The organism is Corynebacterium humireducens NBRC 106098 = DSM 45392 (assembly GCF_000819445.1).
Classification (GTDB): domain Bacteria; phylum Actinomycetota; class Actinomycetes; order Mycobacteriales; family Mycobacteriaceae; genus Corynebacterium; species Corynebacterium humireducens.
The window spans coordinates 1306411-1319585 of the sequence record NZ_CP005286.1; the positions used below are offsets into that span (position 1 = coordinate 1306411).

The 13175-nt window shown below is 67.4% G+C and carries 14 protein-coding genes, 1 tRNA gene and 1 pseudogene; 11 read left to right on the forward strand and 5 right to left on the reverse strand.

Annotated elements, in window-relative coordinates; all coding sequences use genetic code 11:
- Positions 1 to 8 precede the first annotated feature (8 nt).
- From B842_RS06515 to B842_RS06535, 5 genes are all read left to right on the forward strand, one after another.
- On the forward strand, positions 9 to 1043 hold the full coding sequence (locus tag B842_RS06515; RefSeq protein ID WP_248700186.1) for a diacylglycerol/lipid kinase family protein: 1035 nt from the start codon (positions 9 to 11) through the stop codon (positions 1041 to 1043).
- Positions 1044 to 1139: 96 nt separating this feature from the next.
- A complete protein-coding gene (locus tag B842_RS06520; RefSeq protein WP_040085801.1) occupies positions 1140 to 2129 on the forward strand; it encodes an ABC transporter substrate-binding protein in 990 nt (329 codons plus the stop codon).
- A complete protein-coding gene (locus tag B842_RS06525) occupies positions 2126 to 3022 on the forward strand; it encodes an ABC transporter permease (protein ID WP_040085802.1) in 897 nt (298 codons plus the stop codon). Before B842_RS06520 ends, B842_RS06525 begins: the two co-directional genes overlap by 4 nt.
- Positions 3022 to 3813, forward strand: a complete 792-nt coding sequence (locus B842_RS06530) for an ABC transporter ATP-binding protein (RefSeq protein WP_040085803.1) — start codon at positions 3022 to 3024, stop codon at positions 3811 to 3813. Before B842_RS06525 ends, B842_RS06530 begins: the two co-directional genes overlap by 1 nt.
- 100 nt (positions 3814 to 3913) lie before the next feature.
- Positions 3914 to 4672, forward strand: coding sequence for an arginase family protein (locus B842_RS06535; RefSeq protein WP_211257060.1), 759 nt, complete (start codon positions 3914 to 3916; stop codon positions 4670 to 4672).
- Here B842_RS06535 and B842_RS06540 read toward each other — a convergent pair.
- A complete protein-coding gene (locus B842_RS06540; protein WP_040085805.1) occupies positions 4669 to 5040 on the reverse strand; it encodes a thioredoxin family protein in 372 nt (123 codons plus the stop codon). The genes B842_RS06535 and B842_RS06540 overlap by 4 nt on opposite strands.
- A complete protein-coding gene (locus tag B842_RS06545; protein ID WP_052437796.1) occupies positions 5037 to 5555 on the reverse strand; it encodes a DUF418 domain-containing protein in 519 nt (172 codons plus the stop codon). The genes B842_RS06540 and B842_RS06545 overlap by 4 nt, the downstream gene beginning before the upstream one ends.
- Positions 5556 to 5792: 237 nt before the next feature.
- Between B842_RS06545 and B842_RS14065 the strand changes: the two are divergent.
- A pseudogene (locus B842_RS14065) lies at positions 5793 to 6596 on the forward strand (ISL3 family transposase); the annotation flags it as partial.
- A gap of 1 nt (position 6597) precedes the next feature.
- Positions 6598 to 7146, forward strand: coding sequence for a transposase (locus tag B842_RS14070; RefSeq protein WP_245631399.1), 549 nt, complete (start codon positions 6598 to 6600; stop codon positions 7144 to 7146).
- A gap of 63 nt (positions 7147 to 7209) precedes the next feature.
- Here the strand turns inward: B842_RS14070 and B842_RS06555 are convergent.
- The 3 genes from B842_RS06555 to B842_RS06565 form a co-directional block, all read right to left on the reverse strand.
- A tRNA-Pro gene (locus tag B842_RS06555) sits at positions 7210 to 7286 on the reverse strand.
- A gap of 67 nt (positions 7287 to 7353) precedes the next feature.
- Positions 7354 to 7743, reverse strand: coding sequence for a YchJ family protein (locus B842_RS06560; RefSeq protein ID WP_040085806.1), 390 nt, complete (start codon positions 7741 to 7743; stop codon positions 7354 to 7356).
- Positions 7740 to 8879, reverse strand: coding sequence for a bifunctional alpha/beta hydrolase/OsmC family protein (locus tag B842_RS06565; RefSeq protein WP_306306308.1), 1140 nt, complete (start codon positions 8877 to 8879; stop codon positions 7740 to 7742). Before B842_RS06565 ends, B842_RS06560 begins: the two co-directional genes overlap by 4 nt.
- Before the next feature lie 87 nt (positions 8880 to 8966).
- Here B842_RS06565 and secA2 point away from each other — a divergent pair, with 87 nt between their 5' ends.
- From secA2 to B842_RS06585, 4 genes are all read left to right on the forward strand, one after another.
- The gene (gene secA2 / locus B842_RS06570) at positions 8967 to 11228 is read left to right on the forward strand and encodes an accessory Sec system translocase SecA2 (RefSeq protein WP_040085808.1); all 2262 of its coding nucleotides are present in this window, start codon (positions 8967 to 8969) and stop codon (positions 11226 to 11228) included.
- An 85-nt stretch (positions 11229 to 11313) separates the two neighbouring features.
- Complete coding sequence (gene odhI, locus B842_RS06575; RefSeq protein WP_040085809.1) at positions 11314 to 11748, forward strand: oxoglutarate dehydrogenase inhibitor Odhl; 435 nt, start codon at positions 11314 to 11316, stop codon at positions 11746 to 11748.
- Positions 11749 to 11770: 22 nt separating this feature from the next.
- Positions 11771 to 12484 carry a transcriptional regulator FtsR gene (gene ftsR, locus B842_RS06580; protein WP_082028399.1) on the forward strand — a complete coding sequence of 238 codons (714 nt, stop codon included), beginning with the start codon at positions 11771 to 11773 and terminating at the stop codon, positions 12482 to 12484.
- Entirely contained in the window at positions 12481 to 13077 is a 597-nt protein-coding gene (locus B842_RS06585) for a bifunctional nuclease family protein (RefSeq protein ID WP_040085810.1), read from the forward strand. Before ftsR ends, B842_RS06585 begins: the two co-directional genes overlap by 4 nt.
- Positions 13078 to 13175: the final 98 nt, after the last annotated feature.

The following is a 13175-nucleotide window of genomic DNA, read 5'->3' on the forward strand; positions in this document are numbered from 1 at the left end:
ACGGCCACGTGAATGGTAGAGACAAGAAGCGCGTGGCGGTGGTGTTCAACCCCGTCAAGGGCGCGCCCGAGGAGATGAGACAGCAGGTCACCGAGGCTGCCGAGCGGCACGGCTGGGAGACCCCGGTGTTCCTGGAGACCTCCGTCGAGGACCCCGGCTTCACCCCGGCCCAGCAGGCGGTCGAGGAGGGGCACGACATGGTCTTCGCTGCCGGCGGCGACGGCACGGTCCGCGCGGTGGCGGCCGCCCTCCGCGGCACGGACGCGGCGCTGGCGATCATCCCCGTCGGCACCGGCAACCTGCTGGCCCGCAACCTCAAGCTGCCGCTCGACGTCCCCGCGGCCATCGAGACGGCGTTCAGCGGGCAGGACACCCGCATCGACGTGTGCACCGCCCTCCTCACCCACCCCTCCGGGGAGTCCGAGGAGCTCGACTTCGTCGTCATGGCCGGCATCGGCCTGGATGCGCAGATGATCGTCAACACCGACGACGACCTGAAGAAACGGGTCGGTTTCCTCGCCTACGGCGTCGCCATCGCGAAGTCGCTGCGCGGCGGCCGCCGGCTGGCGCTGAGGTGGCGCCTCAACGACGGTCCCGAGCGGCGCACCCGCGTCCACTCCCTCATCGTGGGCAACTGCGGCGACCTGGTGGGCGGTGTCCCGCTGCTTCCCGACGCCGTCGCCAACGACGGTCACTTCGACGTCGTCGCCCTGCGCCCCCGCGGGCTGCCCGGCTGGGGCCTCATCGTCGCCCGTCTGGCCACCCAGATGGGCCAGAAGGTGCTCAACCGCCTGCGTCGCCGCGACGAGCAGATCACCGGCGGCTCCGGGGACATCGAGGAACTGCAGTACGCCACCGGCACCCGCCTGGAGGTCACCCTGCCCGCGCCGGAGATGTTCGAGGTTGACGGGGACGAGGTGGGGGAGGTCACGGCCTTCACCGTCACCATCGAGCCGGAGTGCCTCCTCGTGCGTGAGCCGGTGCCGCCGCCCACCACCGAACCGGGTGAACCGCGGCCGGGAACGGAGATCTTCGGGGGCTAGTCGGGGCTAGTCGGAGGGTAATGGCCCCTGTGACCGTATGTACAAGTAGATTCAGACTCGTAACACGTCACACCTGGCCCATGGAAGGAACCTCCCATGTTCTCACGCTCCAAGGTAGTGGCAGGCCTCACGGCCGCCGCACTTCTCCTCACCGCCTGCTCCTCGGACTCGGGCACCACCGATCCGACCACCACCGCAGCCGCCGGTGACGATTCCTACACCATCGGAATCAACCAGCTCGTGCAGCACCCGGCGCTCGACGCCGCCACCGAGGGCTTCAAGGAGGCCCTCGCGGAGGCGGGCGTCGAGGTCTCCTACGACGAGCAGAACGCCAACGGCGAGCAGGCCACCGCCCTGACCATCGCCCAGCAGTTCGCCGGCAAGAACCTCGATCTGGTTCTCGCCGTCGCCACCCCGGCCGCCCAGGCCACCGCCCAGAACATCACCGACATCCCGGTCCTGTTCACCGCCGTCACCGACCCGGTCTCCGCCGAGCTCGTCGACTCCGAGGAGGCCCCGGGCAGCAACGTCACCGGCACCTCCGACGTCGCCCCGATCGAGGACCAGCTGGACCTGCTCAAGGAGCTCGTCCCGGACGCCCGCACCGTCGGCATCGTCTACGCCTCCGGCGAGGTCAACTCCCAGGTCCAGGTCGACCTGGCCCGTGAGGCCGCCGTCTCGCGTGACCTGGAGATCAAGACCCAGACCGTCACCACCGCCAACGACATCCAGCAGGCCGTCGAGGCCCTGGGTGACGTCGACGCCATCTACGTCCCGACCGACAACATGGTCGTCGCCGGCATCGCGTCCCTGATCCAGGTCGCCGAGCAGAAGCAGATCCCGGTCATCGCCGCGGAGGGCGGCACCGTCGAGGGTGGCGCCGTCGCCACCCTGGGCATCAACTACAAGGAGCTGGGCCGTCAGACCGGCGAGATGGCGCTGCGCGTCCTCCGCGACGGTGCGGACACCGCCACCATGCCGGTGGAGAAGGCCACCGAGTTCACCTACGTCATCAACGAGGACGCCGCTGAGCGTCTCGGCGTGACCATCCCGCAGAGGATCCTGGACGAGGCCGAGACCGTATGATCGGCGCCGTCGAGGTCGGCCTCATATACGGGGTCATGGCACTGGGCGTCTTCCTGACGTTCCGTGTCCTGAACTTCCCCGATCTGACGGTCGACGGCAGCTTCACCACCGGTGCGGCCACCGCAGCCGTGGGCATCCTTAACGGATGGCCGCCGCTGCTGGCGACGCTGGCGGGCTTCGTCACCGGCTTCCTCGCCGGTGTCGTCACCGGGCTGCTCCACACCAAGGGCCGGATCGACGGACTCCTGGCGGGTATCCTCACCATGATCGCCCTGTGGTCGATCAACCTGCGCATCATGGACGGCGCGAACATCCCCATGCTGCGCCAGCAGACCCTGTTCACGCCGCTGCGTGAGAACGGCCTGCTGGGCACGTGGGCGGGTGTCGCCATCCTGCTCGGCGTCGTGCTGGTGCTGGGCCTGGTGGTCGTGTGGTTCCTCACCACGGACCTCGGCCTGTCCATCCGCGCGACGGGTGACAACGGCCCGATGATCACCTCCTTCGGCGTGTCCACCGACTACACGAAGACGCTCACCCTGGCCCTGTCCAACGGTTTCGTCGGCATGTGCGGTGCGCTGGTCGGCCAGTACCAGGGTTTCGCGGACATCTCGATGGGCATCGGTCTCATCCTCGTCGGCCTGGCCTCGGTGATCATGGGTCAGGCGATCCTCGGTCAGCGTTTCCTCTGGCTGGCCGTGTTCGCGGTCATCGTCGGTGCCGTCCTGTACCGCATCATCATCTTCCTGGCGCTGCAGGTCGGTCTCGACCCCAACGACATGAAGCTCATCACCGCACTGCTGGTCATCGTGGCTCTGCTGGTGCCGCGCTGGAAGGGTCTGACCTCCCGGTTCAACAGGAGGCCGGCCACCGCGGCCGGCGCGAAGGTGGCGTGATGCTGAAGATCGAGAACATCTCCAAGACCTTCTTCCCGGGGACGGTCAACGAGCGCGTCGCCCTCAACGACCTGAGCCTCACGCTCGACGAGGGTGACTTCATCACCGTCATCGGGTCGAACGGCGCGGGCAAGTCGACGCTTCTCAACGCCGTCGCGGGCCGCCTCTTCGTCGACGCGGGCACCGTGCTCATCGACGGCAAGAAGGTGAACAAGCTCCCGGAGTACAAGCGCGCCCGTTACGTGGGCCGCGTGTTCCAGGATCCGCTCGCCGGTACCGCCCCCAACCTCACGATCGAGGAGAACCTCGCGCTCGCGCTGCTGCGCGGCAAGGGGAGGGGCCTGGGCCCGGGCCTGACGAAGAAACGTCGGGAGGAGTTCGTCGAGAAGCTCCGTTCCCTGGAACTGGGCCTCGAGAACCGCCTCTCCGCGAAGGTGGGTCTGCTGTCCGGTGGCCAGCGCCAGGCGCTGTCGCTGCTCATGGCGGGCTTCACCAATCCGCGGATCATGCTTCTCGACGAGCACACCGCCGCCCTGGACCCCCAGCGCGCCGAACTCGTCACCGGGCTGACCGAGCGCATCGTCGCCGAGGGTGGGCTGACCACCCTCATGGTCACCCACAACATGGAGCAGGCGATCCGTCTGGGCAACCGCCTCATCATGATGCACGAGGGCCGGATCGTCTACGAGGCCGACTCCGCGACGAAGTCCAAGCTCACCGTGCGCGATCTCCTGCAGGAGTTCGCGAACATCAAGGGCGCGACCCTCTCCGACAAGGCATTCCTCGGATAGGTCCCCGCGTGCCGACGCCCCGCTGCCCCTGCAGCGGGGCTCTTTTATGTCCTATAATAAAGACATGATTATCAATGCTGTCCCTCAGTTCCAGGGAGCCATGACTCCCCGCGCAACCGAGATGGCGGACGGCTGCCGCGCCCTCGCGGCCCACGCCTCCCGGGTGCTCGACCTCCCCCACACCGTCGTGGACCTCGACCAGTCGACCTCCCCCCGCGAGGGAGGGGTGTCCAACCGTGCCGTCCTGACCGGCCCCAACCTGGAGGCGCAGACGGCGGCGGTGGCGGGCGTCGAGAAGAAGATCCTCACCATCGGCGGCGACTGCGGCGTCGAGTTCGCTCCCATCCGCGAACTGCGCGAACGTTTCGGCCCCGGGCTGGCCGTCGCCTGGTACGACGCCCACCCCGACCTGAAGACCCCCGAGACCGCCCACGACGGCGCCTACCACGCGATGGTGCTCGCCGGCCTGCTCGGTGAGAGCGACCCGGCGCTCACCGCCGCCGAACCCCTCGACCCGCAGAAGGTCGCCCTCATCTCCCCGCGCGGCGCCATCCCCGCCGAGCGCGAGATGATGGAGCGCGGCATGGGCATCGAGACCGACAACCCCGCCAAGGTCCTCGCGGGCGCGACCCACCTGTACGTCCACGTCGACGCCGACGTCCTCGACCCCTCCCAGTTCGACGGCCACCACATGCCGGAACCCGAGGGACTCACCATCGACGAGCTCGTGGCGTCCCTGGAGACGCTCAGCGGCTTCAACGTCGTCGGCGCGGGCATCACCGAGTGCGTCGGCACGCCCGAGTCCGTCACGGTGCTCACGCCCGTGATCGAGGCGCTGGCGACGCTGCTGCGGAACTAACGCAGACTCTCGACGAACGCCGCGAACCTCTCCTCGCTGTACATGAACTCGAGGAAGCGGGGCGCCCCCTCGACGGTGCTGTAGGTGGCGTTCTCGGGGCGCGGGGTGGGGTCCCGGTAGATGAGCTCGCCGTCGTGGAAGACCAGCAGCACCGGGATGGTGGAGATGTCCAGCTCCTCCACGAGACGGAACTGGATCTCCACCTCCGCCTCACCGAAGGGGATGTCGGGGAACTGCCCGTCCACGGCCTTGTAGATGCGGCGGAAACGCAGGCACGGGCCGCAGGACGTGGACCAGAAGAGGACGAACGCCAGGCCCTCCTGCGCTGTGAAGTCCCCGTAGGTGCTCGAAGTCAGTGTCGTGGTCATGACTTCATTCTGCCCCACCTGACCAGGCGCCAGACGCGCTCGCACGGACCCTGCCCCAGGTAGGTGAGCCACAGCAGGGAGAACAGCCACTGCCCGAGGAGCATGACGAGGACCGTGGTGAAGGCCAGCGGCCACGTGCCCGCAGCGGGCGTGAGCAGCAGCAGGATGACGGTCGCCCCGAGATAGTTGGTCAACGCCATGCGCCCCAGCGGCGCGAACGCGAGGGCGAGGGCACGGCGCAGCGGGGTCGCCATGAGCGCCAGGACGAGCATCACCCACGTGGCTGCCATGACGATGCCCGCCCACGGGGTGGAGGGGGCGAAGGCCCCGAGGTCGCGCTCACCCCACGCCCACACGCCCAGCGCCACCGACGCCGGGAGCAGTCCGAGGAGGGCGAGGGTGGGGAGGCGGAGGTTGTCGTCGAGAAGCGCCGGCACACGCCACAACCCGAGCGCGAAACCGAGGAGGAAGAGGCCCGGGATGAGGGCCAGCCCACCGCCGAGCACCAGGCCCACCAGGGTGAGCGCGCCGCCTCCGCTCTGCCGAATAAAAATACAGCCCCATACGAGGAGTTAGAAGCGTTGAATCGTCTCGGATGACCTCAGGCATACCCAAAGAGGCCCTTCCGGATCTGGGGTGCGTAGCCGGGATGAGGTACCAAGTATGAGGATCGGGACCCACCACAAGATATAGGGGTCCTTAGGTCGCGAAGATGAAAGTTCCTACACAACCATCTTTCGCCCCGAGGACCTATGCCCGATTCTACGTCTCTTATTGCTGACACCATCATCCGGACCGTTGAACTCGGCCTGACCATCACGGGCGCCGGGATCGATGAGCGCCATACGTGGATCACCTGCCGCCCGGTGGAACAGGATGCCTCCTGCCCGGCCTGCGGTGACGAAGGCCGGCTGCGTGATCACCGGATCCGTGAACTCGTGGACCTGCCCGTCGTCGGGCATCCCACCCGGCTACGGATCCGGCTACCCCGGTTCACCTGCACCAACACCGCCTGTGCGACAAAGATCTTTCAACAGCAACTCGTGTGCGCGAAACCCAAAGCCAAGCTCACCGACCGCTGCACCCGCTGGATCCTCCAGCGCCTGGCGATTGACCGCATGAGCGTTGCCGCGATCTCGAAGTCCCTGGACATCGGCTGGGACCTGGTCAACCAGGTAGCCCTCGAACAGGCCCGGGAGCTGATCTACGCTGATCCCACCCACCTGGCCGGAGTCCGCGTGCTGGGGGTCGATGAGCACAAATGGAAACACCGCCGTGGCGACGGTACTCCCGGTTTCGTCACCGTCATCGTCGACCTGACGCCGAACGTGGACGGCACTGGGCCCGCCCGGCTGTTGGACATGGTGCCGGGCAGATCCGCTGAGGTGCTGCGCCGCTGGCTCGCCGCCCGGGAGAAGTCCTTCCGCGACCGGGTGAAAGTCGTGTCGATGGACGGATTCGCCGGCTACCACACCGCCACCACCGAGCAGTTGCCGAAGGCGAGGAAGGTGATGGATCCGTTCCATGTGGTGCATCTGGCCGTAGACCAAGCTGACTATGACCCGGCAGCGGATCCAACAGGACACCTGCGGGCATCGCGGCAGGTCAGGCGACCCGTTGTACGGGGTGCGGCGGATCCTGCTAACCCGGATGGGACTGCTGACCGACAAGCAGAAGGCGAAGCTGGACGCGGTGTTCGCTGATGAGCGGCACACGGCTGTGGATGTCACGCACTGGACGTATCAGGACATCATCGCAGCCTATGAGCATCCTGACCGTCGGGTCGGGAAGAGGTGGATGTACAAAATCATGTGTCGGATCCGGAAAGATCTCCCCGCCGGGGTCCAGGAGCTGGGGCAGTTGGGCCGGACGATGTGGAAACGACGGGCAGAGATCCTCGCGTACTTCGACACCGGGGCGTCCAATGGCCCCGTCGAGGCCATCAACGGACGGTTGGAGCACCTGCATGGCATCGCACTCGGGTTCAGGAACCTCAACCACTTTCATCTTGCGGTCACTGATCCACTCCGGAGGACTCCAGGCCAAGATCAACGCACTCTAAAACCGGAAGGGCCTGTTTCCTTGCGGCCCATGGTGTCTAACTGACCTTTAGAAAAACCCTAGTTGACATGCCAAAACCCCGCCAACCTGAAAGGTTGACGGGGCTACTGGTCGGACTGACAGGATTTGAACCTGCGACCCCTACACCCCCAGTGTAGTGCGCTACCAAGCTGCGCCACAGTCCGCCGTCGCACCATAAGGTGCAACTGCTACAGGTTACAACACTGTGGTTTGTTTAGGCGAATCAGCAGGTCAGGACACGTCTCCCGCGACGTAGACCCACTCCCGGCCGACGCGGCGGAAGGTGGAGCGTTCGCGCTGGGAACCCGACGGATCGCCCTTGTAGAAGGCCTCGAACTCCACCACCCCCTCGCGGTCCAGGGGGCCGCCTCCGACGACGTCGAGGATGTCGAGGCGGTAGAACCGCACCGGCAGGTCGACGAGGGTGAGGTCGGAGGGCCGGGTGTCGGGGTCCCAGGTGCGCAGCAGGTAGTCGGCGTCGCGGACCACGAAGGCCGTGAAGCGGGAGCGCATGAGCGTCTCCGCGGTCGGGGCCACGCCGCCGGCGTGGTACTTCCCGCAGCACTCCTCGTAGGCCAGTCCAGTGTTGCAGGGGCAGCGCCTGCCGTTCCAGTCGCTCATGCCGGCACGTCCAGGATCTTGATGCCCGGGAGCATGGTCTGGAAGGGGGAGGTGGCGGCGTCGAGAAGCGTGCGTCGTTCAGCGTCGCTGAGGGTGCCCACGAGGTCGATCCGGCGCTCGAAGATGTTGCGGGAGACGTAGGTGAGGGTGACGTGGGCGTCGGTGAGTTCCATGCCGTCGGCGGCGTCGCGGATCGCCTGCGTGGAGGCGGCGGCGAGGCCGGCCATGAGGAGGTCGACGGGGGAGTGGCCCTGCCCGCGGCCGCCGCGTGACTTCGCGCGGTCGGTGAGCAGCGTGCCGGAGGAGGTCTCGACCATGGCCCCGTAGCGGGAGCCGACGGCCATGCGGGAGGTGACCTGGTCCTCGGCGACGCTCGGCGGCGTGTAGGAGGGCCGCAGGTAGGGCTGCACCCACTCGGCGATGAGCCGCCCGGCGCGCTGCGCGGAGCCGCCGCGGGTGAACAGGTGGTCCGCCTCGATGGTGACCAGGGACTTCGGGAAGCGGGCCAGGCGGAGGATCTTCTGCGCGTTCTCGACGCCGACGGTCTGGTCCGTGGGGGAGTGGATGAGCAGGAGCGGCTTGCGCAGCTCAGGGAGGTAGGTCTCGGGGTTGTTGTCGGCCAGATCCTCGAGGAACTCGCGGGTGATGTCGATGTCGCGGCCCGCCAGGGTGACGGTGACGCAGCCCTCCTCCTCGGCGTCGCGGATGTGCTCCGCGAGGTGGGTGACGGCGTGCGCCGGGTCGAAGGGCGTGCCGAGGGTGACGACCGCCCCGACCGAGTCCATCTCCGGGCGGGTCGCGGCCTTGAGGGCGGCGGCTCCGCCGAGGGAGTGCCCGAGGAGCAGCTGGGGCGCCTCGTACTCCCTGGTCAGCCACTCGGTGGCGGCGATGAGGTCCTCGACGTTGGAGGAGAAGGTGGTGTCGGAGAACTCGCCCTCGGACTGCCCGAGGCCCGGGAAATCGAAACGCAGGCAGGCGATGCCGTGCTCGGCGAGGGTCTTGCACACGCGGGAGGCGGCCGGGACGAAGCGCGAACAGGTGAAACAGTGCGCGAAAATGGCGAAGGCGACCGGTGGGGTGTCCGGGAGGTCAAGGGTGCCGACCATCGTCGTTCCCTGCGACGAGGGGATTTTCACGCTCACAGATTGCATGTCAACGAGAATAGTCACGGGCCTGAACTAGGGTGGTCTCGAGTATATGCAGGCCCCACAGGAGGAACATCCATGGCATTTAACTGGTTCTGGAAGGCGATGGGGGCGTCGCAGACGCGAAACCAGAAGCGCAGTCGGGCGATCGTGCAGGATGCCGGGGTGCATCAGGCCGAGCTGAACCGGCTTGACGACGCCACCCTCGCCCAGCGTGCCCGCGAGCTCGCCGCCGGCGGGTCGATCTCCGACCCCGCGGAGTTCCTCGCCGTCCTCGGCATCGCCGCCGAGCGCACGCTCGGGCTCACCCCCTTCGCGGTGCAGTCCCAGGCGGTGCTGCGCCTCGTGGAGGGCGACGTCATCCAGATGGCCACCGGTGAGGGCAAGACCCTGGTCGGCGCGATGGCGGCGACCGGTTTCGCGCTGAGCGGCAAGCGCGTGCACGTCATCACCGTCAACGACTACCTGGCGGAACGTGACGCCGAGTGGATGCGTCCGCTCGTCGAGTTCTTCGGCCTGCGCGTCGCCGCGGTGACCGAGAAGCTGGGACCGGAGGAGCGGCGGGAGGCCTATGCCGGAGACGTCATCTACGGCCCGGTCAACGAGATCGGCTTCGACGTCCTCCGCGACCAGCAGGTCACTCGCCGGGAGGACGCGGTCCAGCTGCCGGCGGACGTCGCCCTGGTGGACGAGGCGGACAGCGTGCTCGTCGACGAGGCCCTCGTCCCCCTCGTCCTCGCCGGCAACCGGCCGGGCCGCGAGTCGACGGGCCAGATCACCGACGTCGTGCGCCACCTGCGGGAACGCGAGCACTACACCATCGACGACGACCGCCGGAACGTCTTCCTCACCGACGAGGGGGCGGCCCGGGTCGAGGGCGCCCTAGGCATCGACTCGCTCTACGACGACGAGCACATCGGCACCACCCTGGTGAAGGTCAACCTGGCGCTGCACGCGAAGGCCCTGCTCATCCGCGACATCCACTACCTCGTCACCGACGGCAAGGTGGCGCTCATCGACGCCTCCCGCGGCCGTGTCGCCGACCTCCAGCGCTGGCCCGACGGCCTGCAGGCGGCCGTGGAGGCGAAGGAGGGGCTCGACGTCACGGAGGGCGGCCGGATCCTCGACACGATCACGCTGCAGGCGCTCATGCGCCGCTACCCGATGGTGTGCGGCATGACCGGCACCGCCGTCGAGGCGACCGACCAGCTGCGCCAGTTCTACGACCTGCACGTCTCCGTCATCGACCGCAACAAGGAGCTGCGCCGTTTCGACGAGGCCGACCGCATCTACGCCACCGCGGCGGAGAAGAACCGCGCCATCGTCCAGGAGATCGCCCACCTCAACTCGACGGGCCAGCCGGTGCTCGTCGGCACGCAGGACGTCGCCGAGTCGGAGGCCCTCGCCGAGGCGCTGGAGGAGCTCGGCATCGAGGTCAACGTGCTCAACGCCAAGAACGACGCCGAGGAGGCCCGCATCATCGCCGAGGCCGGTGACCTGGGGCGGGTGACCGTCTCCACGCAGATGGCCGGCCGCGGCACCGACATCCGGCTGGGCGGCGCCGACCAGTCCGACCACGAGGCGGTCGCCGCGCTCGGTGGCCTGGCCGTCATCGGCACGTCCCGGCACCGCACCGCCCGCCTGGACAACCAGCTGCGCGGCCGCGCGGGCCGCCAGGGGGACCCGGGGCTGTCGCTGTTCTTCGTCTCCCTGGAGGACGACGTGGTCACCTCCGGGGGTGCCGGGGAGAACGTCACCGCCCGCCCGGAGCCGGACGGGTCCATCCACTCCGACCGCATCCGCGACTGGGTGGGACACTGCCAGCGCGTCACCGAGGGACAGCTGCTGGAGATCCACGCGCAGACCTGGAAGTACAACCAGCTGCTCGCCGACCAGCGCGTCATCATCGACGAGCGCCGCGCGAAGCTGCTGGACACGCCGCAGGCCTGGGAGGAGCTCGCGGAGCGGGCCCCCGAACGGGCGGCGGAACTGGCCGACCACCCGGACCGCGAGCAGCTGGCCCGCGACATCATGCTCTTCCACCTCGACGACGAATGGGCCGAGCACCTCGCCGTCATGGATGACGTGCGCGAATCGATCCACCTGCGCGCCATCGCCCGCGAGACCCCCATCGACGAGTACCACCGCATCGCCGTGCGCGAGTTCAAGGACCTGGCGCAGAGGGCCGTCGACAAGGCGGTGGAGACCTTCCGCGAGGGCACCCTGGAGGAGAAGGGGTTGGCGCGGCCCTCGGCCACGTGGACGTACATGGTCTCCGACAACCCCCTCGCAGGGTCGGGTAATTCCGTCGTCTCAGGAATTGGTAACCTTTTCCGGTGATGGTGTCGTCAGACACTCACGCGGCACTCACAGTCGCTATGATGGCTAGCAGTCACAGTTCCGACGAAAGCGGAGGATTTAAACAATGAGCGAGAACACCGGTACTCCTGAGGCACAGGTCGAGACCACGTCTGTTTTCCGTGCCGATCTGTTGAAGGAGATGGAGTCTGGCGCTGGTACCGCTCCGGCTGCCACGGGCGCCGACAACCTCCCTGAGGGCGCGGGCCTGCTGGTCGTCAAGCGTGGTCCCAACGCCGGCGCACGTTTCCTTCTCGACCAGCCGATCACCACGGCCGGCCGCCACCCCGAGTCGGACATTTTCCTGGATGACGTGACCGTGTCGCGTCGTCACGCGGAGTTCCGCATCAACGAGGGCGAGTTCGAGGTCTTCGACGTGGGGTCCCTCAACGGCACCTACGTGAACCGCGAGCCGCGTAACTCCCAGGTGCTCACCACCGGCGACGAGATCCAGATCGGCAAGTTCCGCCTGGTCTTCCTCGCCGGCCCGAAGAACGATTAGGTGATACTGAAGTAGTCTCACCGTGAGTGCTGTTCGCAAGCAGACGAGCGTTCGTGCGACCAGCGCCCGGACCCTGTCCATCGGAAAGGTCCTCGAGGCGCTGCGTGGCGAGTTCCCGGACGTGACCGTCTCGAAGATCCGATTCCTGGAGTCCGAGGGACTCATCACGCCGCAGCGCACGGCGTCCGGCTACCGCCGTTTCACCGGCGAGGACGTCGAGCGTCTCCGCTACATCCTGGTGACCCAGCGGGACAACTACCTGCCGCTCAAGGTCATCCGGGAGCAGCTGGAGGCCATGGACTCCGGCGCCGTCTCCCTCATCGAGGCCGAGCCGATGGTGTCGCCGGAGAACTTTCGCGCGCCCGCGCCCACCCGCCTCAGCGACAAGGAGGTGGCGTCGCAGGCCGACGTCACCGCCGAGGCCATCGCCGAGCTTCTCGACGCCGGCCTCATCCGCCCCGACGCCGCCGGTTTCTTCACCGCCGACGACGTGCGGATCGTGCTGACGGCGGAGTCCCTCCGTGGATTCGGATTCGACATCCGCCACCTCAAGTCCCTGCGCAACACCGCCCAGCGGCAGGCCGACCTCATCGGCCAGGTCGCCGGACCGGTCGCCCGCTCGCAGCGCTCCTCGGCGAAGGAGAAGGCGGCGGACATGGGACAGCAGATGACGGCGCTGGTCGTCTCCCTGCACGCCAGTCTGGTCAAGAACGCACTCCGGGATGAGCTCTCATGACGCTGATCCCTGTCGAGTACCACGGCATCCACACCACCGGCCCCGAGCAGTTCACCTGTGTGCTGCTGCGCTGGGCCGAGCAGAACCGCATCCTGCCGGTGTGGATCTCGCCGCTGGCCGCCGCGGAGCTGGACTCCCGCGACAACGGCTTCACCCCGCGTCGCCCCGCGACCGTTGATCTGCTGCTGGACGTCATCAACCGGAGCGCCGGGGGAGTCACGGCGATCAACATCATCAGCCATTTCGAGGGCGTGTTCATCGCCTCGATCGTGCTCGCCGACGGACAGGAGATCGACGCCCGCCCCTCCGACGCGCTGCTGCTCGCGCGTGCACTGGAGCTGGACGTCAATGTCGAGGAGGACGTGCTCAACCAGGCCTCCTTCTTCGTCGCCGACGACATTATGGAGGAGTACTTCGGTATTCGTTTCGACGCCGCCGACTCCACCGAGGACCTCTCGGCCTCCGGAGATGCGCAGGCAGACGCGGATTTCGAGGAGATGATGCGTTCTCTCGGAATGTCGGAACTCGATTTCGAGACCGAGGAGAAGGACAGGGATAAAGACGGGGAAAAGGAAGAGGACGACCAGCTTTAAACCTTGACTTTAAACCCGGGGATACGGCGTGTCTCCGGTTCATGCCTTGACGTTGCTCTACTCTTGGTTTTTAATGGCCTTTAAGGCGCATTTCCAAA

What these genes read in the sequence shown, in the direction of transcription:
- B842_RS06520 (WP_040085801.1), top strand. Translation starts at nt 1,140, where the DNA reads ATGTTCTCACGCTCCAAGGTAGTGGCAGGCCTCACGGCCGCCGCACTT.
- B842_RS06525 (WP_040085802.1), top strand. Translation starts at nt 2,126, where the DNA reads ATGATCGGCGCCGTCGAGGTCGGCCTCATATACGGGGTCATGGCACTG.
- B842_RS06530 (WP_040085803.1), top strand. Translation starts at nt 3,022, where the DNA reads ATGCTGAAGATCGAGAACATCTCCAAGACCTTCTTCCCGGGGACGGTC.
- B842_RS06535 (WP_211257060.1), top strand. Translation starts at nt 3,914, where the DNA reads ATGACTCCCCGCGCAACCGAGATGGCGGACGGCTGCCGCGCCCTCGCG.
- B842_RS06540 (WP_040085805.1), bottom strand. Translation starts at nt 5,040, where the DNA reads ATGACCACGACACTGACTTCGAGCACCTACGGGGACTTCACAGCGCAG.
- B842_RS14070 (WP_245631399.1), top strand. Translation starts at nt 6,598, where the DNA reads ATGACCCGGCAGCGGATCCAACAGGACACCTGCGGGCATCGCGGCAGG.
- B842_RS06560 (WP_040085806.1), bottom strand. Translation starts at nt 7,743, where the DNA reads ATGAGCGACTGGAACGGCAGGCGCTGCCCCTGCAACACTGGACTGGCC.
- secA2 (WP_040085808.1), top strand. Translation starts at nt 8,967, where the DNA reads ATGGCATTTAACTGGTTCTGGAAGGCGATGGGGGCGTCGCAGACGCGA.
- odhI (WP_040085809.1), top strand. Translation starts at nt 11,314, where the DNA reads ATGAGCGAGAACACCGGTACTCCTGAGGCACAGGTCGAGACCACGTCT.
- B842_RS06585 (WP_040085810.1), top strand. Translation starts at nt 12,481, where the DNA reads ATGACGCTGATCCCTGTCGAGTACCACGGCATCCACACCACCGGCCCC.